The organism is Sorangium sp. So ce327 (genome assembly GCF_051530205.1).
Classification (GTDB): Bacteria; Myxococcota_A; Polyangia; order Polyangiales; family Polyangiaceae; genus Sorangium; species Sorangium cellulosum_B.
This window is the reverse complement of sequence record NZ_CP150330.1, coordinates 8,709,446-8,727,552: the sequence shown is the minus strand read 5'-3', so window position 1 is coordinate 8,727,552 and position 18,107 is coordinate 8,709,446. Positions and strand designations below refer to the sequence as shown.

General features: G+C 73.8%; 15 protein-coding genes. 9 read left to right on the top strand and 6 right to left on the bottom strand.

From position 1 onward, the window contains the following. Positions 1–122: 122 nt before the first annotated feature. On the top strand, positions 123–1,247 hold the full coding sequence (locus WME95_RS32545) for a 6-phosphofructokinase (RefSeq protein ID WP_437903250.1): 1,125 nt from the start codon (positions 123–125) through the stop codon (positions 1,245–1,247). 231 nt (positions 1,248–1,478) lie between these two features. Next, positions 1,479–4,739 (top strand): response regulator, encoded by a 3,261-nt coding sequence (locus WME95_RS32540; protein ID WP_437903249.1) that lies wholly within the window; start codon positions 1,479–1,481, stop codon positions 4,737–4,739. Between the two features lie 34 nt (positions 4,740–4,773). Here the strand turns inward: WME95_RS32540 and WME95_RS32535 are convergent, their stop codons facing one another. Beyond that, positions 4,774–5,238, bottom strand: coding sequence for a cytidine deaminase (locus WME95_RS32535; protein WP_437903248.1), 465 nt, complete (start codon positions 5,236–5,238; stop codon positions 4,774–4,776). After that, positions 5,235–6,086, bottom strand: a complete 852-nt coding sequence (locus WME95_RS32530) for a purine-nucleoside phosphorylase (protein ID WP_437542849.1) — start codon at positions 6,084–6,086, stop codon at positions 5,235–5,237. The genes WME95_RS32535 and WME95_RS32530 overlap by 4 nt, the downstream gene beginning before the upstream one ends. Before the next feature lie 44 nt (positions 6,087–6,130). Here WME95_RS32530 and WME95_RS32525 point away from each other — a divergent pair, with 44 nt between their 5' ends. The 3 genes from WME95_RS32525 to WME95_RS32515 all read left to right on the top strand — a co-directional run bounded on the left by WME95_RS32525 (position 6,131) and on the right by WME95_RS32515 (position 9,118). After that, the gene (locus WME95_RS32525; protein WP_437542846.1) at positions 6,131–6,568 is read left to right on the top strand and encodes a hypothetical protein; all 438 of its coding nucleotides are present in this window, start codon (positions 6,131–6,133) and stop codon (positions 6,566–6,568) included. 304 nt (positions 6,569–6,872) lie between these two features. Continuing rightward, positions 6,873–7,847 carry an RNA polymerase sigma factor gene (locus WME95_RS32520; RefSeq protein WP_437542844.1) on the top strand — a complete coding sequence of 325 codons (975 nt, stop codon included), beginning with the start codon at positions 6,873–6,875 and terminating at the stop codon, positions 7,845–7,847. Continuing rightward, entirely contained in the window at positions 7,844–9,118 is a 1,275-nt protein-coding gene (locus WME95_RS32515; RefSeq protein ID WP_437903247.1) for a FecR domain-containing protein, read from the top strand. The genes WME95_RS32520 and WME95_RS32515 overlap by 4 nt, the downstream gene beginning before the upstream one ends. Positions 9,119–9,126: 8 nt before the next feature. Here the strand turns inward: WME95_RS32515 and WME95_RS32510 are convergent, their stop codons facing one another. Then, complete coding sequence (locus WME95_RS32510) at positions 9,127–9,432, bottom strand: PilZ domain-containing protein (RefSeq protein WP_012238486.1); 306 nt, start codon at positions 9,430–9,432, stop codon at positions 9,127–9,129. A 73-nt stretch (positions 9,433–9,505) separates the two neighbouring features. Here WME95_RS32510 and WME95_RS32505 point away from each other — a divergent pair, with 73 nt between their 5' ends. Further along, the gene (locus tag WME95_RS32505; RefSeq protein WP_437903245.1) at positions 9,506–10,705 is read left to right on the top strand and encodes a hypothetical protein; all 1,200 of its coding nucleotides are present in this window, start codon (positions 9,506–9,508) and stop codon (positions 10,703–10,705) included. A gap of 61 nt (positions 10,706–10,766) precedes the next feature. On the opposite strand, the gene WME95_RS32500 is transcribed toward WME95_RS32505, so the two are convergent. The 3 genes from WME95_RS32500 to WME95_RS32490 all read right to left on the bottom strand — a co-directional run bounded on the left by WME95_RS32500 (position 10,767) and on the right by WME95_RS32490 (position 14,190). Then, complete coding sequence (locus WME95_RS32500; RefSeq protein WP_437542838.1) at positions 10,767–11,330, bottom strand: hemerythrin domain-containing protein; 564 nt, start codon at positions 11,328–11,330, stop codon at positions 10,767–10,769. Between the two features lie 163 nt (positions 11,331–11,493). Beyond that, on the bottom strand, positions 11,494–13,737 hold the full coding sequence (locus WME95_RS32495; RefSeq protein ID WP_437903243.1) for a hypothetical protein: 2,244 nt from the start codon (positions 13,735–13,737) through the stop codon (positions 11,494–11,496). 48 nt (positions 13,738–13,785) lie between these two features. Beyond that, complete coding sequence (locus tag WME95_RS32490) at positions 13,786–14,190, bottom strand: PilZ domain-containing protein (protein ID WP_437542833.1); 405 nt, start codon at positions 14,188–14,190, stop codon at positions 13,786–13,788. A gap of 59 nt (positions 14,191–14,249) precedes the next feature. Here WME95_RS32490 and WME95_RS32485 point away from each other — a divergent pair, with 59 nt between their 5' ends. The 3 genes from WME95_RS32485 to WME95_RS32475 all read left to right on the top strand — a co-directional run bounded on the left by WME95_RS32485 (position 14,250) and on the right by WME95_RS32475 (position 18,095). Next, entirely contained in the window at positions 14,250–15,995 is a 1,746-nt protein-coding gene (locus tag WME95_RS32485) for a class I adenylate-forming enzyme family protein (RefSeq protein WP_437903241.1), read from the top strand. 52 nt (positions 15,996–16,047) lie between these two features. Next, complete coding sequence (gene dnaJ / locus WME95_RS32480; RefSeq protein ID WP_437903239.1) at positions 16,048–17,148, top strand: molecular chaperone DnaJ; 1,101 nt, start codon at positions 16,048–16,050, stop codon at positions 17,146–17,148. Positions 17,149–17,249: 101 nt separating this feature from the next. Then, positions 17,250–18,095, top strand: coding sequence for a pyruvate, water dikinase regulatory protein (locus WME95_RS32475; RefSeq protein WP_437542827.1), 846 nt, complete (start codon positions 17,250–17,252; stop codon positions 18,093–18,095). Positions 18,096–18,107 lie beyond the last annotated feature (12 nt).

Genomic DNA, 18,107 nt, shown 5'->3' with positions numbered 1-18,107 from the left:
GCGTTCGCCGCCGTCCGCCGCCGTCGTTCCGTCGAATCGCCACGCGCATGCGTGCCTTTCGAGGCCAGGTCGAGGAGATGTCTATTGCGTCGCCGGGGGCGGCTCGCGATGCTGCGAGCGTCATGGCGGCACGAAAGATCGCTATCAGTACAGGCGGGGGTGACGCGCCGGGGCTCAACGCGGTGATCCGCGCGGCCACGCTCGGCGCGCTCGAGCGTGGCTGGGAGGTGTGGGGGATCCGGCAAGGGTACCGCGGGTTGCTCGACGACGCTCCGGACGGGCTCATCCGCCTGGATCGCGAGCGGGTCCGGGGCATCGCGCACCTCGGGGGCACCATCCTGGGCACCGCGAACCGCGGCGATCCGTTCCACTACCCGACGCCTGGCGAGCACGGGCTCGTGCCGCGGGATCGATCCGAGGATCTCGTGCGGCGGTTCCGCGCGGAGGGGTTCGACGCGCTCATCTCGGTGGGCGGAGACGGATCCATGCGGATCGCGCACCTGCTGCTCCAGCGCGGGCTGCCCCTCGTCATCGGCGTGCCGAAGACGATCGACAACGACGTCTGCTGCACGGACCTCACGTTCGGCTTCGACACGGCGGTCTCCATCGCGACCGAGGCGCTCGACCGGCTCCACACCACGACCGAGGCGCACGAGCGGATCATGGTCGTGGAGGTGATGGGGCGGAACGCGGGCTGGATCGCGCTCAACGCCGGGATCGCCGGCGGAGCCGACGTCATCCTGATGCCGGAGATCCCGTTCCGGTTCGAGGCGATCGCCGAGAAGATCCGCCTGCGGGAGTCGCGCGGGCGCCGCTTCTCCATCGTCGTGGCGGCCGAGGGGGCGTACGCGCAAGGCGGTGAGCTGATCATCAAGGACGCGGGCGACGCGTTCCGCCGCACCGCCGTGCTCGGGGGCGTGGCCGAGCGCGTGGCCAAGGAGCTCGCGGCCCGCACCGGCAAGGAAGCGCGCTCGATGGTGCTCGGCCACCTCCAGCGGGGCGGCGGACCCACGACGGCGGATCGCTTGCTCGCCCTCCGCTTCGGCGCGGCCGCGGCGCGCTGCCTCGTCGAGGACTGCGGCAGCGGGATGGTGGCGCTGCGCTCGAACCGGATCGAGCTCGTCCCCCTCGAGGAGGTCGCCGGCAAGACGAAGACGGTGCCGCTCGACTCGGACACGGTCGTCACGGCCCGTGAGATGGGCCTGTGCTTCGGAGACGAGGCGCCCGGCCACTTCGTCGCGCCCTGATCGGCGAGCGCGCGGGTCTTCCGCTGTCTCCCTGCTCCTCGGCAAGAGCCATGGTGGGATTGTGCGGTATCGCCCCCGGGCCGGGCGATTTCCGCTCGTCGCGACGTCGGCAGGATTGGCAGGCGGACGGCGGCCGCGCGATCTGAGCTGCGCTGCCAGCCTCGTGTTTGACACTCGTTGAAGGGGGCCGATATCTTGGTTTCCCCTCCGAACCCGCGCACACCCCGGAACATGACGAAAGTCCTCGTATTTGAGAGCGATCCGGCGTTTGCCGGGGAGCTCCGCACGGAATTGGGCCGCCTCGGCTGCACCGTTCAGGTGGTCGACGACGGCAACGTCGGCCTGCAGGCGGCCGCGGCCGAGCGCCCCGACCTCATCCTGCTGTCGATCGAGCTGCCGCGCATGAACGGCTTCTCGGTCTGCAACAAGCTCAAGAAGGACGTGCAGCTCAAGGACGTACCGCTCGTCATCATGTCGAGCGAGTCGAGCGAAGAGACGTTCGAGCAGCACCGCAAGCTCAGGACGCGCGCGGAGGACTACATCCACAAGCCGATCGCGTTCGGCGAGCTCCTCGAGCACATCCGCAACTACGTCCCGATCGACGGGGACGACGCGGAGGCCGATCCGATCATGATCGACGAGGCCGAGGTGCTCGAGGCCGACATCGACGAGGACTCCGGCGATCCCACGATCGTCACGGCCGCCGTGGGCTCGGACGGCACGCCCGGGAGCGTCGCGCCTCCGCCCGCCGTTGCGCCGTCGATCCCGCCGCCCGTGCCGAGGCCGCCGTCCGCGGCGCCGCCGCCGCCTGCCGCCGCCACGCCGTCCGCGGTGCCGCCGCCCCCCGCGCCGAGGCCGCCGTCCGCGGCGCCGCCTGCCGCGCCGAGGCCGATGTCCGCGGCGCCGCCGTCTGCCGCCACACCGTCTGCCGTGCCGTCGGCGCCCCCTGTCGCCGCTGCGCAGGATCGCGCCCGGGCGTCAGCTCCGCCGAGGCCCCCGCAGGGCGCCGCGGCGCGGTCGGACGCCCGCAAGTCGGACGAGGACATCGAGGAGTTCATCGGCGGCGCGTTCACCCGGCTGATCCGCGACGAGGAGGAGGAGCGCACCGACGTCAGGCCCTCGGTCGCGCCGTCGTCTCGGACGCTGGCGCCCACGAAGACGCCGGTGCCGGCCTCGGCGCCGCCGCCCGTGAGCTCGTCGCCGGTGGCCGCGTACCGGGCTCCGGTCTCCGAGCGCGGGGCCGCGTACCGGGCTCCGATCTCCGAGCGCGGGCGGCTGACCCCTGCGCCGCCCGCGCCGCCTCGCTCCGACGCCGACACGGCCGAGATCGAGCGTCTGCGTGGCGAGCTGGACAGGTCCAAGGGAGAGATCGTCCGCCTCACCAAGGAAGTCGCGGCCGCGCGCGCGACCTCGCTCCGCCTCGAGGGCGAGCTCTCCTCGACGAACGACGGCAGCCAGGAGGCGGCCCGCCTGCGGCGCGAGCTCGACGAGCTCAAGGTGAAGCTCGCGTCCGGCGCCGGCGCCGGCTCCAGGCCCGGCGGCGTGTCGAGCCGCGAGTTCCTGGATCTGCGCGAGGCGCTGAACAAGAAGGACAAAGAGATCCTCGCGCTCCGCGACCAGATGTCGCGCAAGGACAAGGAGCTGCTGGAGCTCCGGGATCAGTCGCTGTCGCTCGAGCGGGAGAAGGCCGATCAGGTCGACAGGATCCTGGAGCTCGAGCGCGCGAGCGAGGACCTCGACGGACAGGTCGCGTCGCTCCGCGCGGACAAGGAGCTCGCCGCCAAGCGCGCGGAAGACTTCAAGGCGCGCGCGGAGAAGCTGCAGGGGCAGATCGCGGCCCGCGACGCCGATCTCTCGTCGGCCCGGCAGGCGCTGATGGACGCGGAGGCGGCGCACACGGAGGCGCTGCGCGCGGCGGCGGACGAGAAGACGCAAGCGATCGCCGCCCTCGAGGCCTCGGCGCAGCGCGAGCTCGAGGAGAGCGCGCAGGCGGAGCGCGAGCGCTTCGAGCAGGCGGCCGCGGAGCACCGGGCGGAGGTGGAGCGGCTCAACGCCGAGCACGCCGCCCGGCGCGAGCAGCAGGCCGCCGAGCACCGCGCCGCCATCGAGAAGCTGACCGGTGAGCACGCCGGCGCGATCGAGAAGCTGACCGGCGAGCACGCCAGCGCGATCGAGAAGCTGACCGGCGAGCACGCCACGGCGCTGGACCGCCTCCGGGCCGAGCACGCGGCGGCTGCGGAGGGAGCGAAATCCGAGCACGCCGCCGCCATGGAGGGGCTGCGGGCCGAGCACGCCGGGGCGCTCGACGCGGCGAGGCGCGAGCACGAGGCCGCCGTCGAGGCGCTGCGGCGCGAGCACGAGGCCGCGACGGAGCGGCGCGACCGGGAGCACGCCGCTGCGCTGGACACGGCGCGGAGCGAGCACGCCGCCGCCCTGGAGCGCGCCCAGGCGGCGCACGCCGCCACGCTCCAGGGGGCGCGCGACGAGCACGCCGCCGCGCTCGAGAAGCAGCAGGCCGCGCACGCGTCCGCGCTGGAGTCGCTGCGGGGCGAGCACGCGTCCGCGCTGGAGTCGCTGCGGGGCGAGCACGCGAGCGCCATCGAGGGGCTCCGGAGCGAGCACGCGAGCGCCGTCGAGGGGCTCCGGAGCGAGCACGCGAGCGCCGTCGAGGGGCTCCGGAGCGAGCACGCGGACGAGATCGGACGGCGGGAGCGCGAGCACGCGCGCGCCCTCGAGGGGCAGGCCGAGGAGCATGCGCGGGCGATCGCGCAGCAGACGGAGGAGCACGCGAGGGCGCTCGCGGCCGCGCGGGAGAGCTTCGCAACGCAGCTCGCGGCGCGGGAGCGCGAGCTCATCGAGGAGCGCGAGCAGGCCGTCCGCGACGCCGAGCAGGCCCACGCGAAGCGGGTGGCCGAGCTCGAGGAGCGCGCCGCCGAGCGGCAGGCGCAGCTCGAGGCCGCGCACGCGCAGGCGCTCGCCGACATGCGCGCGGCGCACCAGGCCGAGACCGCCGAGCGGGAGGCCGCCTGGGCGGCGCAGCGGCGCGAGCTGGACGAGGTCGCCCGCGGGCTCTCCACGGAGCTCGGGCAAGCGCGCAACCAGATCGCGGACCGCGAGGCCCGGACGCAGGAGCTCGAGCAGCAGCTGGAGCAGCGCGCGGGCGAGCTCTCCGCGGCCGCCGGGGAGCGCGAGCGCCTGCTGGGCGAGCTCGCCGAGCGGGCGCGCTCCATCGAGGCGCTCCAGGGCCAGCTCGCCGAGGCCGAGCGGCGTGGGAGCGAGCTCGGCGCTCAGCTCTCGCAGCGGACCGAGGAGCGCGACACCCTGCGGGCGCACGGCGAGCAGCTCACCGAGCAGCTGGCCGTCGAGCGCGCCCGCCTGCAGAAGGCGCGCTCGAAGTGGGGTGAGGATCGCGTCTCGCTCGAGCGCGCGCGGGAGGCGCTCGCCGCGGCGCTGTCGCAGATCGATCAAGCCGAGGCGCTCTCGATCGAGTGAGCCCTCGGCGCTCCCTGGAGGGCGTTCGGGGCGATCAGCGCGAGAGCGCGGCCGCCCCGAACGCCTCGGGGAGCAGCGCCGACAGCGAGGTGGTCCGCGGCGCCACGCCGTCGGCCTCGGCGGCGATGAGGCGGATCGGGAAATCCACGGCGAACTCGGCGAGGGTTTGCCTGCACATCCCGCACGGGCTGCCGAGCACGGGCCCGCTGGTGGCGACGGTGAGCGCGATCGGATCGCGCTCGCCGGCCGCGACCATCTGCACGATGGCGGAGCGCTCTGCGCAGATGGTGAGCCCGTACGAGGCGTTCTCGACGTTGCAGCCGGTGAACACGCGGCCGGATCGCACGAGGATCGCCGCGCCCACCCGGTAGCTGGAGTACGGCGCGTGCGCCCGCGTCCGGACGGCGACGGCGGCGTGGTCGAGCGCGTCCCAGTCGATCGCCTGCGCCGCTTCAGCCGAGGCGAGCGCGTCGCCGGCGTCGCGCGGAGGGGGGCTCACGACGCCGTGCTCCCGGCCGCGACGTCGGCGCCGACGCGGCGGACCCACGCCGAGAGCAGCGCCGTGAACCGTGCGCGCGCCTCCCGCGCGGTCTCCTCGACCTCCTTGTGGTCGAGCTCGCGCTTGGTCAGCCCCGCGGCGAGGTTCGTGACGCACGAGATGGCCGCGGCCGGCACGCCCATGTGCCTGAGCGCGATGATCTCCGGGACCGTGCTCATCCCGACCGCATCGGCCCCGAGCGCGCGCAGCATCCGGATCTCGGCGGGCGTCTCGTACGTCGGCCCGAGCAGCGCGGCGTAGACCCCCTCGCGCAGGGCGACGCCCGCGTCGCTCGCCGCCGTCTTCGCGAGCTCGATCAGCCTGGGATCGTGCGCGTAGGTCATGTCGGGGAAGCGCTTGCCGAGCGCCTCGTCGTTCGGCCCGACCAGCGGGTTCGCTCCCATCAGGTTCAGGTGATCGGTGAGCAGCATGAGATCGCCGGCGGCGAACCCCGGGTTGATGCCGCCGGCCGCGTTCGTCAGGAGCACGGCGCGACAGCCGAGCCGGGCGAGCACCCGCACCCCGAACACCACCTTCACCAGCGGGTGCCCCTCGTAAAAGTGCGCGCGCCCCTGCAGGCAGGCGACCTGCACGTCCCCGACGCGGCCGGCGCAGAGGAAGCCGGGGTGCCCGGCGACGGCCGGCCGGGGCATGCCAGGGATGTCCGCGTAGGGCACCTTCACGAGGTCGGCGAGCTCGTCGCCCCAGCCGCCGAGCCCTGATCCGAGCACCACACCGACGCGCGGAGGCGCTGGAATTCGTTCGCGAATGACGCGCGCGGCTTCGTCGAGCTCAGGGAGGAAGGTCACCCCGACAAGCTACCCCAGCGCGGCGCAGGGGGTAAACGTCGCAGATGCACAGCGGCGCCGCGCGTGATAGGGTCGCCGCCCTTTCGGGGCAAGTGACGACGATGGCTACCAAGATCGAAGATTTCTTGAAGGAAAAGAAGATCGACCCCCGCCGCATCATCGCGGCGTCGGTGAAGATCGAACGGCTGCAGCCGGAGGATCGGGCGATTCGCCTGACCAAGCGGCTGGCGCGTGGCAGCGAGGACGCTGCCAAGAAGAAGGAGGCGGCCAGCGCCAAGAAGCCGCGCAGCGGTCGTCCCGTGACCGACCGCACGCTGAGCGCCGCGCTTCAGGGCAAGCCGATCAGCGGCCCCGCGAAGACGCGCGTGCTTCGCGCGGTCAACCGGCTCCTCGAGCAGAAGAAGCAGGAGAAGGTCGAGCTGTCGGCGCTCTTCGAGCTGCCCAAGAAGGGCGGCGCGGCGGGGGCCGAGGCCGCGGGCTGAAGCCGACGGGGACGACCCGGACGGCACCGCGATCTCCTCGACTCGCCCGGCTGGAGCGCGCGTCGGCCTGAGGCCGGCGCGGGCTCCAGCCGGGCCCCTTTTTGTCAGGGTCTGTAGGCGCTCGCTAGACGCGATCGCGGCGGCGGGAGCCCAGATCGAGCAGGTCGGCGGCGACGAGGGCCACGGTCAGCGATACGGCGATGAAGATCATGCGCCGGAAGGTCGCGCCAATGTGGCTCAAGGAACAACTTTTCTGCGTTCGGCGTAACCGCCGCTCCGGGAGAGCAGCCGTGCGGCGCCATGAATGATCCGGCGGCTCGGCGCACCAGAGCTCTCCGTGCATACCGTGGCGGTCGAGACGGGGGCGCTGTGGGCGCACCTCTCGCGGTCGTTCTTCCCTGCTGACGCGGCTGCGCCGGACGGCCGTGGCGACGACCTGCCCGAGTGCGCTGCCAGAGACGCCCGCGCGCCGCTCGACGTCGCGTTCGCGGGCGGTGACCGCTCTCGTCGTCCGGCGCTCCTCGTCTCTCCGTCGAGCTCCATGAGCGCCGAGGGGGCGGGTAGGCTTCCGCAGGTGACCGAGCCCGACGACGTGGGCGAGTGGATCCGCCGCTTCCAGAGCGGCGACCCGACGGCGTTCGCGGAGATCTTCCGCCGCTACCGCCGCGACGTCGCGCGCCTCGTCTTCAGGATGCTCGGGCCGACCGCCGACGTCGAGGACGTCATCCAGGAGGTGTTCATCCAGGTGCACCGGAGCCTGGGTGACTTCCGGGGGCAATCGAAGTTCACGACGTGGCTCCACCGGGTGACCGTCAACGCCGTGCTGATGGCGCGGCGCGCCGCGCGCTGCCGGCCGGTGTTCGTGAGCGAGCTCGGCGCCGATATCGAGGTGGACCGCGGCATGCTCCCGGACGAGGACGCCGCTCGCGCTCGCAGGATCGACGCTTTTCGGCGGGTGCTGGAGCGCCTCCCCGAGAAGAAGCGGGTCGTCTACGTCCTGCACGAGCTCGAGGGGATCCCGCCGACCGAGATCGCGGAGATCGTCGGCGCGCCGGTCCTGACGGTGCGGACGCGCCTGTTCTATGCGCGCCGCGAGATCGAGGCGATGATGCGCGCCGAGCCTGCGCTCGCCCAGCTCGCCGCCGAGCTGGCCGAGGGCGGCGCGGACAAGGCAGATGGCGCCGGGCCGGCAGCGGCGCGCACGCGCGTTTCCGTGGGGGGCGCCGCCGTGGGATACCCCGCGGCGGATCCATCGGCTGTCGACGCGGAGGACGCATGAGCGGCGCAAAGCATTACGACCGGGCACGCGAGCACATGGAGCGGCTGCTCCGCGCCGAGCAGCCGCCCGAGCCGCGCTGGGACACCATCGAGCGCGAGCTGTTCGCGCGGATCGAGCGGGCCGCTCCGGTCCGCCGCGCCGCGCCGCCGCAGCGCTCGCCGCTCGGGCGCGCGCTCGGGTTCGCGGCGGCGGCGGCGGCCATCGCGTTCGCGGTCCTCGCGGCCGGGCGCTCGGCCCCGCCCGTCACGGCGACGTCGACGCCGCCGCGCGCCCGCGATCTCGCCGAGGTCCCCGTGGCAGCCGGCGGCGACCGGGCGTCCGGCGACCTGGACTTCCGCGCCCTACGGCCTGGCGACTCGGTCGAGGCCGCGGACCACGCGGTCTCTTTCGTCGATGTCGGCTCGGTGCGCTGGACGCTCCTGCCGGACAGCCGCGCCGTCGTGCGCGCGGTGGGCGCGGCAGGGGTCGGCCACGTGATCTCGCTCGAGCGGGGCTCGGTGCGCGCCGACGTCGTCACGCGCGCGCCCGAGGAGGGGCTCGTCGAGGCGTTCGCCGTCGAGGTGGACGGCACCCGCGTCGCGGTGCACGGCACGCTGTTCACCGTGACCCGGCTGGAGGGCCGCGTGGAGGTCGACGTGGAGCACGGCACCGTCGCGGTCGGCCCTGCGGCGTACCGCGGCGCGACCACCGCCCACCTCCTCGTTGGCCCGTCGCGCGGCACCTTCTCGCTCGACGGCGGCCGCGAGGCGCGCCTCCTCGATCGCCCCGCGCCGCAGGAAGGCGTCGCCGCGGTCGCGTCGCCGGAGCCGGCGCCTGCACCCGCTCCGCCCCAGCCGGCCGTCGGCGCGCGTCCGCCGGGCGGAGCCGCTCTGGCCCCGGCGGTCGTGGCTCGCGCCGAGGAGCCCGCCGCCCCTGCGGTCGCCGAGCCGACTGCGCTGCTGTCGCCGCTGACGACCGAGCCCCCGCCCGCCGCCGCGCCGCCGAGCCCGGAGGCGCAGGAGGCGTCTGGCCCGCCGGCGCTCACGCCCGCCTCCGTGCAGTCGCTGCTGTCGAGCTGCTTCGCGCGGGAGAGCGCGAGCGGCAGGTCCTCGGTCCGCCGATCGATCGTCTCGACGCTGCACGTCTCCGTGCGCCCCGACGGCAGCGTCGCCGCCCTGCGCTTCAACCCGCCGCTCCGGCCGGCGCTGCAGGCTTGCGCCGAGGGCCTCTACCGAGGGCGCTTCACGGGAAGCTCGAGGCAGCTCGACATCCCCCTGACCATCGACGACTGACCGACGCTCTAGAGGGAGCCGAGGAGCTGCGTGAGCGCGTAGGTTTCTCGCGCGCCCATCATGCCGAACTGCACCCCCATCCCCTCAGGGGTGGTCCATCGCACCACCGACGGGATCACGGCGACCTGCTTCAGTCCTTGCAGGGACAGCAGCACCTCGACGGTCGCGCCGAAGGGAGCCGGCGAGCTCGTCTCGATGAACATCCCGCCGAGGCTGAGGTCGCGGCATATCGCGTCGACGCGCGGGCCGTCACCGATCCGGAACGCGATCGAGAGCTCGATTTGCTTGCGCGGGTGCTTCCGGTGATCTCGCACGTTCCTCGCTGGCTAGCTGCGCGGCGCTGAGGCGCGCCGCGTGGGGTATTCTGGAGCGCAGAGGAGACGATCAATGTCGCGAGCCGAGAGCGTCGCTGTCAAGCGCCGGGAGCCGCGCTCGAGTTCTTCTTCGAGCCGCTCGAGCCGCCCGAGTCGCCCGAGTGGCTCGACCCGATCGAACAGCAGCGGTAGCAGCACCCCCGCGGTCGCGGTCGCGTCGTCCACGAGGGCCGACGCGGGGGCGCGCCGCGGCTGGAAGCGGCACCTCGAGGGCTGGGAGCCGGGGCTCGTGGCCGTGTTCATCGCGGGCTCCGCGGCGATCCTCGCCGTGCCGCGGTCGGTCGAGCCGGCCGAGCTGCCGCTGCCGCTCGCCGACGCGCGCGTCCTCGCGCGCGTGCGAGACGCGGACATCACCCGCGCTCGCGAGGCCGAGGAGCTCGGGCTCGACGCCGAGGTGCGCGAGCTCGGCTCCGCCATCCGCGCGTTCGGGCTCGTGGACGCCGACGCGGATCACACCGAGGCCGAGCTCCTCGCCGCGCGCGCGCGCGTGACCGACGCCGTGGGCCGCGCGCTCGCCCAGGGGGACGAGGCGGTGCTCCGGCTGCGCGCCTACCAGCTGAGGGCGTTCGTCCGCGAGGTGCGCCGCTTCGAGGCGACCGGCGAGGAGTCCGACGAGCTCCGTGAGCTCGGCGGCGACTTCCTCGGGCTGCTCCGCCGAAACGCCTGGCTGGGGCAGGGGGACGCGGCGCAGCGCGGCGGCGGGGAGGGGGCCCGCCGCGTCGCCATGGATGGCGTCGTGCTCGGTGTGCTCTTCAAGAAGCGCTGGAGCGCCATCGTCGGCGTCCAGCGAGATCCGTTCGCCCCGGCGCTCGACGAGGAGCGCGCGCTGTTCAAGTTCTTGCTCGCGCGCCCGCTCGCCGCCGCGAGGAGCGCGCAGACCCTCCCGGCTCCTCCCGACGAGGAGACGGCGGCGCGCCTTGCGCAGGCGGGTGGGTCGGGGCCGCGTTCGCCCGCGGCGGCGCTCCGCGCCGTGGAGGCGCGGCGCGCCGAGGAGCAGTATCGCCTGAAGAAGATCGACGAGCTCGCCGCGCTCGACCCCTCCTATCCCAGGCACCTCGCCCGCGGCGTCAGCCTCTACCGGCTGGGGAGCTTCATGCAATCGGCGGAGGCGTTCCGCAGCCACCTGGACCAGCACCCCGACGGGGCGCACACGCTTCGAGCGCAGAACTACCTGCGCGCCGCGCTCGAGCGCGCGCGCGAGGAGCAATTCTAGGAGCGGTCTCCCGTCGGCCGCGCCGAGCGGTCGCGCCCGCGGCGCATCCCCCGGGGCAGGCCTACGGGCCCCTGCGCATCCCGCCGGGGCGGTATGGGCGCCCGCTGATGCCCTTGGCCGGGTTGCCTTGCCCTCCGCGCCCTCGGCGCGTCTCCATCTCGTTCCAGATCCCCTGCTTGGCCGAGGCCTGCAGGAACCGGCGAGCGGCCGGAAATACCTCCTGCTCCTCGCTCTCCACATGGCGCTGGTGCGCAGCGCGCAGGTCCTCGATGAGCTGGGGGATCGTCTCCACGGCCTCGGGGCCGCCGTCTCTCTCGATCGCGGCGCGCAGCGCGTCGATCGCGCGCTGTTGCGCCTTGTGCTCCTGCCGGAGGCGATCGAGGGTCGGCGCGATCGCCTCGAGCACCGCGAGCCGCGGGTACAGCGAGCGCTCCTCGTCCTCGCGATGCCGGCTCATCGACCGCTCGAAGTAGGCCACCACGCTGGAGAGACCCTCGAGCGCGGCGGCGCGCCCGCGGGGATCGCTGAGCGCGCGCGCGGCGCGCGCGAGATCGTTCAGGTTCTCTTCCAGGCTCCGGTGAGCGGCGGCGAGCTTCTCGAGCGGATCGATCCGGTCATCGGACATTCATCGATGATCGAACGACAAGGCGCACGCGTGGAAGCCCTTTATTCCTTCCGCGCGCTGTTCGCGCGCGCTGGTCATCCGACCAACTCGCCACCTGACCAGCGGAGACCGTATCGCACATCCGGCCCAGGTCATCCATCCCGCGCGCGATCGCTGGCGCGTTCTACGGAAGGCCCGCGTTGCGGGGCAGATCGAGGCGCAGCGCGGGCGCCAGCATCTCGCGCGCGAGGTGCACCTCGAGCAGGTCGATCACGGGGCTCTTCGACACCGCGCGGAGCCGCTCGTCCGCGCCGGCATCCCCCGCCGCCTTCCTGGCCATCGCGGTGTAAAATTGCGCCTCCACCCGCTGCGCTGCGCTCCGGGCGAGCCTGCCGAGATCCGCGTCGCTGAGCCCACCGTTCGCCCAGGCCGCGAGCTTTCCCGTCCAGGACGCGCGGCTCGTCGCGCTGTCCAGCGCGCGGCCCGCGGTGCCGTCGGTCGCGACGCCGAGGGCGCGCTCCAGCAGCAGGACCCAGAGCCCGCCGTAGATGAGATCGTCCTCGTCCACGTTCGCCTCGAGGCCGCGCTTCAGCGCCCGCCGCGCGGCGGGGAGATCGCGCTCGACGAGCGCGCGCCCCACGGCGTCGAGCATCGTGGCGCCGAGCTGCGGCGCCTCGGCCGCCACCAGGGCGAACGCCCGATCGTACGCCCGGGTCGCGCCCTTCTCGTCGCCATAGCCGTCGAGGATGCGCCCGAGCAGCCGCTCCGTCCGCGCCTTGGCGCCGGGATCCCGGGCGCGCTGCCGGGTGTCGAGCGCGGCGGCGAGCGCGGCGTCGAGCGACTCCTTCGCCCGGTCCTGCGTGCCAGCGTCGCGGTGGAGCTCGAAGGCGAGCAGGTGCGCCTGGATGATCTCGAGCGGCGCGCTGCGCGCGTCCGGCGCTCCCAGCGCCCGCCGCACGTCCTCGAGCGCCGCCTGGGGCTCGCCGGCCTGCCGCTCGGCCATCGCGAGCACCGTGAGCCCGTTGACCGTCGGCTCGGCCGCCGTCGCCGCGCGGAGAAGCGGCAGCGCGGCCACGAGGTTGCCGGCGCGCAGCTCGAGCGACGCCATGAGAGAACGGACGCGGGCGCCCGACGGATCGAGCGCGCCGCCGCCGCGCGCCGCCTGATCGGCGAGCACGAGCAGCGGCCCCGCCGCGTTGTAGGTGCGCCGGGCCGCCTCGAAATCGTCGTTCGACGCCTCCTCCGAGAGCGCGCTCAGCACGAGCCCGAGCGCGGCCCCGAGCGCGCCCGGGCTCGGCCGGTCGCCGAGCGCGCCGGCGATCACGAGCGGCGTCGCCTCGGACATGCCGAGGCGGATCATCACCTGGGAGAGGAGCGTGGCGCTGTCGTAGTTCAGCGGGTCGCGGCGGTAGGCCTCGAGGGCGGCGCCCCAGATCGCCCCGTCGAGCAGCTCCTGCCGCATCCCGGTCTCGGCGTCGCGCTCCTGCGCCGCGTGCTGCGCGAAGGCGGCGGCGAGCGCCTGCCACGAGACCGCGTCGTCGTCGGTGGCGGCGGCCTTGAGCCGCTGGTACAGGCCGGGCGGGATCACCCGGCGCACGCTCGTGCGGTCGATCTGATCGATCGCGCCCTTCGCGTCCCCGAAGCGGAGGAACAGCGCCGCCAGGCTCGCGCCGCCCGACTCGAGCGCGCGCGCCGCCTCGACCGCCTCCTCGCGCTCCGGCCTCGCGCCGCCCTGCCGGTACTCGATGTTGAACTCGATCGCCCGATCGATCCACGCCACGGTGGCGGCGGCCGCGCGCTGGATCGACTCTGCGCGGCCGTCGACGAGGGCGCGCGAGACGGCCGCGCGCTGATCCGCGCCGAGCTGCTCGAGCGGCCCGCCGGTGCGCGTCTCCTTCATCCACTGCTCGAGCGCGGCGAGGTGCTCGTCGCTCTCGGCGCGGGCCCGGCTCCCGCTCGGCAGCGCGGCGGAGCGGAGCTCCATGAGCGCCCGCACCCGCCCCTCGTCGCCGCGCGGGCTGAGCCGCTCGATCGCGCCGGCGATGGCGCGCTCGCCCACGGCGTCGATCATCTCTGCGCGCCCCTCGCCGGGACGGACGAGGGCCAGCGCGCCCAGGACGCTCTCGACCGCCCGGTCGGGCTGCCCTGCGTTGAAGCGCCCGGCGGCGTGCGCGAGCTGCCTGCGGACCACGCCGATGAGCAGGCCCGTGCGCTGCGGGCTCTGCTTGCCGTCGCGCACGATGGAGAACAGGCTGGCGGAGAAATCGGCGTCGCGGACCTCGACGGCAGCGACGCGGCCCTCGGCGCCTGGCGGCCCCTTCGCCCCTGGCGAGCCAGAGGCCCCGCAGGCGACGGGAGAGAGCGCGAGGGCAAGCGCGGCGAGACCCCGAGCGAGACGGCGCCGAGGGAACAGGGGCGGCAGCGGCATTGCGAGCCAGTGTACACGGGGGGAGCGTGAGCGCACCCCTCGGAGGCGCTACCGCGAGCCGTCGCCGAGCTTGCGGCCGAGCAGCTTGGAGGCGAGCGTCTCGCCGAGCTCGCTCATCATCAGCTGCTCGACCACCGCCTCGGTAGCGGCGCGCTCCGCGTCGCTCGTGTACTGGAACTCGATCCCCATCCCCGCCGGAGCCGACTCCGTCGCCTCGGCGGTCGTGACGATCCACTTCACCCGCCCGCGAAGGCGGAGCGGCTCGGCCAGGTTCCGGATCGAGAGGGCGAACACGAACTCGGTGCCGATCGCGAGCGGGCGATCCGTCCGGATGAACGTCCCGCCTTTCGAGATGTTTCGGGTGTAGTCGGCGAAGAACGTGTTGAGCCGTTTGTACTCTACGCTCAGCTCGATCGCGGCGCGCTGGGCTGAGCGGCGGTCAGCTTCCGTCACGGGACCCACCCTACCACGGCGCATGCGGGCCAATGCGGGCCAGAGTAAAGTCGCCGGCCATGCGACTCGGAGGGGTCAGGTCCGCGCTGGCGAGCGGGCGAGGCACGATCGACGCGGCGCTCGCCGCCGGGCGGGCAGTGACGCAGGCGGGGCTGCTCGCCGCGCTGCGTTGGCCGGGGCTCAAGGTGCTCGCGCGCGAGCTCGCGAGAGGCAAGGCGAACCCGTCGCTCTTGTTCCGTTTCCACGCCGAGAACAGCCCGCACCGGATCGCGGTGATCGAGCCGCTGGGCCTCGCGAGCCTCGCGCCCCGCGCCGCGGGGCCCCCGGCCGAGGATCGGGTCTACTCCTTCTTCGCGCTGAACGAGGCCATCGATCGGCTGGGCTCCGCGCTCGACCGGCGCGGCGTCGGCCCGGGCGTCACCGTGCTGCTCGCGCTCAAGAACCGCCCCGAGTTCCTGATGTGCCAGGTCGCGCTGGCCCGCGTCGGCGCGTCCGTGGTGGCGGCCTCGTGGCGATCGACCCCCGCGGAGCTCGCCTACCTCGCCGGCCACTCCGGGGCGCGCCTGCTCCTGTTCGACTCCGACATCGCCGGCGTGATCCGCGAGGCCGCGCCGCGGCTCGAGGGGATCCCGCCCGAGGAGATGATCGCGATCGGCGAGCGCGTCCCGGGCTTCTCGCACCTCGACGACCTCCTCGCCGCGTTCGACGATCTCGCCGCCGAGCGGGGCGCCTCGCCGGATCGGAGCGAGCGCGCCGCGGTGGTGATGTACACGTCCGGCACCACCGGCAAGCCGAAGGGCGCGGTGCGCGGCTTCGGCGGCGGCATCGTCCTGCCGGCGCTGGGGGCCATCGGCGCGACCCCGATGCGCGCGGGGGACGTGCACCTCGCCGTGTGCCCGCTCTACCACCTCACGGCGCTCGGCTTCGTCAACCTGTCGCTCATCGTCGGCGCCACGATCGTCATCCTCCCGGAGTTCCATCCCGAGCTCTTCCTCGAGGCGATCCAGCGGTACCGCGTGACCACCACGGCGGTCGTCCCGACGATGCTCCACCGCGTCCTCGAGCTCGGCGAGGCGCGGCTCAGCGCCTACGACACGTCGTCGCTCACCGCGATCTTCGTGGGCGGCGCGCCGCTCTCGCCGGCGCTCGCGGCGGAGGTGATGGCGGCGTTCGGCGACCGGCTCTTCAACTTCTACGGCGCGACCGAGACGGGCATCGTGACGATCGCGGGCCCCGAGGATCTGCGCGCCTCGCCGGGCACCATCGGGCGCCCCGTCGCCGGCAGCGAGCTGCTGCTCCTGCGCGAGGACGGGACGCCGTGCCAGGACGGCGAGGTGGGCGAGCTTTACGTGAGGAGCTCGTTGCTGGTCTCCGGCTACCACAGGGACCCAGGCGCCACGCGCGAGTCGACGCGCGACGGCTACTTCTCGGTCGGCGACCTCGCCCGCCGCGACGCGCGCGGCTGCTACCACCTCGAGGGCCGCAAGCGGGAGCTCATCATCTCGGGGGGCGTGAACGTGTACCCCGCCGAGGTGGAGTCGGTCCTCCACGACCACCCGGCGGTCGCCGAGGCCGCGGTGGTGGGCGTCCCGGACCGCGCCTTCGGGGAGCGCGTGCGCGCGGTCGTCGCCCTGCGCCCCGGCGCGGCCGCGAGCGAGGGCGACATCAGAGCGCACTGCCGCGCGCGGCTCGCGGGCCCGAAGGTCCCGCGCGAGGTCGTCTTCGTCGACGCGCTGCCGCGCAACCCGACGGGCAAGGTGATGAAGCGCGAACTCGCCGGGCCCGAAGGGAAATCAGCGGATTAGGCGGCCCGGTAGCCGCTGTCCCGGGAGGGCGATCGATGCTATTTCGCACGTCGTGCGGGATCCGTACGAAGTATTGGGCGTCGAGCGTTCCTCGACGCAGGATGAAATCAAGAGCGCCTTCCGGCGGCTCGCCGGCCAGCACCATCCCGACAAGAACCCCGGGGATCAGGGCGCGCACGTCCGCTTCAAGGAGCTGAACGCGGCCTACCAGATCCTGAGCGATCCGCAGAAGCGCGCGGCGTTCGATCGGTTCGGCCCCGCCGCCGTCGGCGCCTCCGCCGGCTCGGGGGTCCCGGGCGTGCCCTTCGACATGCAGGACCTCAACCTCGACGCCATCTTCGGCGATCTCCTCGGCGCCCTGGGCATCCGGGTCGGCGACCGCGGGACGCTGCAGAAGGAGGTGCGGATCACCTTCGAGGAGGCGGCGTTCGGCTGCACGAAGGAGATCGCCTACGATCGCGTCGAGCCGTGCGGCGACTGCGCCGGCTCGGGCTCCGCGCCGGGCGCGTCGACCGAGCGCTGCTCGGCGTGCTCGGGCCGCGGCCGCGTCCGGATGCAGCAGGGGATGTTCCCCATCGCGATCGAGCGCCCCTGCGGGCGGTGCCGCGGCACGGGGCGGATCGTGACCGACCCGTGCAGGATGTGCCGCGGCGCCGGCCTCGCGGCGAAGCAGAAGACCATCGAGGTGACGATCCCTCCGGGCGTGGAGAACGGCGCGACCCGGCTCGTGGAGCGCGGCGGCAACGCCGTCCGCTCCGACCGGGGGCCGGGCGATCTGGAGCTCACCATCCGCGTCTCGCCGCACGAGCTCTTCCGCCGCGTCGGCGACGACGTGGTGTGCTCCGTGCCGATCTCGTTCGCGCGCGCGGCGCTCGGCGGCGAGCTGGAGATCCCGACCCTGGAGGGGAAGGGCCGGCTCCGCATCCCCCCGGGCACGCAGCCCGGCGCGGTGCTCCGGATCAAGGGCAAGGGCATACCGCGCCGCGTCGTGGGCGGGCGCGGCGACCAGCTCGTCGAGGTGAGCGTCGAGGTGCCGACGCAGCTCACCGCGACGCAGCGGGAGCTCATCGCGCAGCTGGCGAAGGATCTCGGCGAGAACGTGCAGCCTCAGCAGGCCACGTTCATGGAGAAGCTGAAGGGGCTGTTTGGTTGACCTGGCGCGCGGCCGCGCGCGATCCTCCGCGCTCTGCTGAACGCCGAGGCACGAGCCCTGCCTCGAGCGCCTGAGCCGAAATGGCGACGGAGGGATCGGACATGGACAAGGCGAAGTTCATCGACGTCCTGAGCGACTCCACCGGAGAGACGGCGGAGAAGGCCGTGCGCGCCGCGCTCCTCCAGTACCCGGACGCGGGGGTGCAGATCCGCCTCCACACCCGGGTGCGCACGCCGGAGGTCGCGCGGCCGGTGCTCGAGCGCGCGGCCCGGGAGGGCGCGCTCGTCGTGTTCACCGTGGTGAGCCCCGAGCTGCGCGAGTTCCTGCACGCGTCCACCGCCGAGCTGAACATCGAGGCGATCGATCTGATCGGCTCGCTCATCGTGCGGCTCGGCACCTTCCTCGACCGGGAGCCGATCAACCTGCCGAGCGCGATGCTCCCGCTGAGCGAGGAGTACTTCCGGCGCATCGAGGCGGTGGAGTTCGCGGTGAAGAGCGACGACGGCAAGGAGCCGCGGAACTTCAAGAGGGCCGACATCGTCCTCGTCGGCGTCTCGCGCACGTCGAAGACGCCGCTGTCGACGCTGCTCGCGCAGCGCGGCCTCAAGGTCGCGAACCTGCCCCTGGTGCTCGGCGTCCCGCCGCCGCTCGAGCTGATGGAGGCCCACCAGGATCGGGTCGTCGGGCTGACCATCGGGATCGATCAGCTCTGCGAGATCCGGCAGGCGCGGCTGCGCCAGCTCGGGATGCCCTCCGAGACCAACTACGCGATGCGCGAGCACGTCCGCCAGGAGCTCGACTTCGCGAACCGCCTCTTCGCCGCGCACCCCGAGTGGCCGGTGGTCGACGTCACCAAGCGCGCCATCGAGGAGACGGCGGTGATCATCCTCGAGCACCTGAAGGAGCGCGACGAGCGCGCCAAGGTCGTGCGCTCCTCGCTCGTGTGAGGCCGCGCGGCT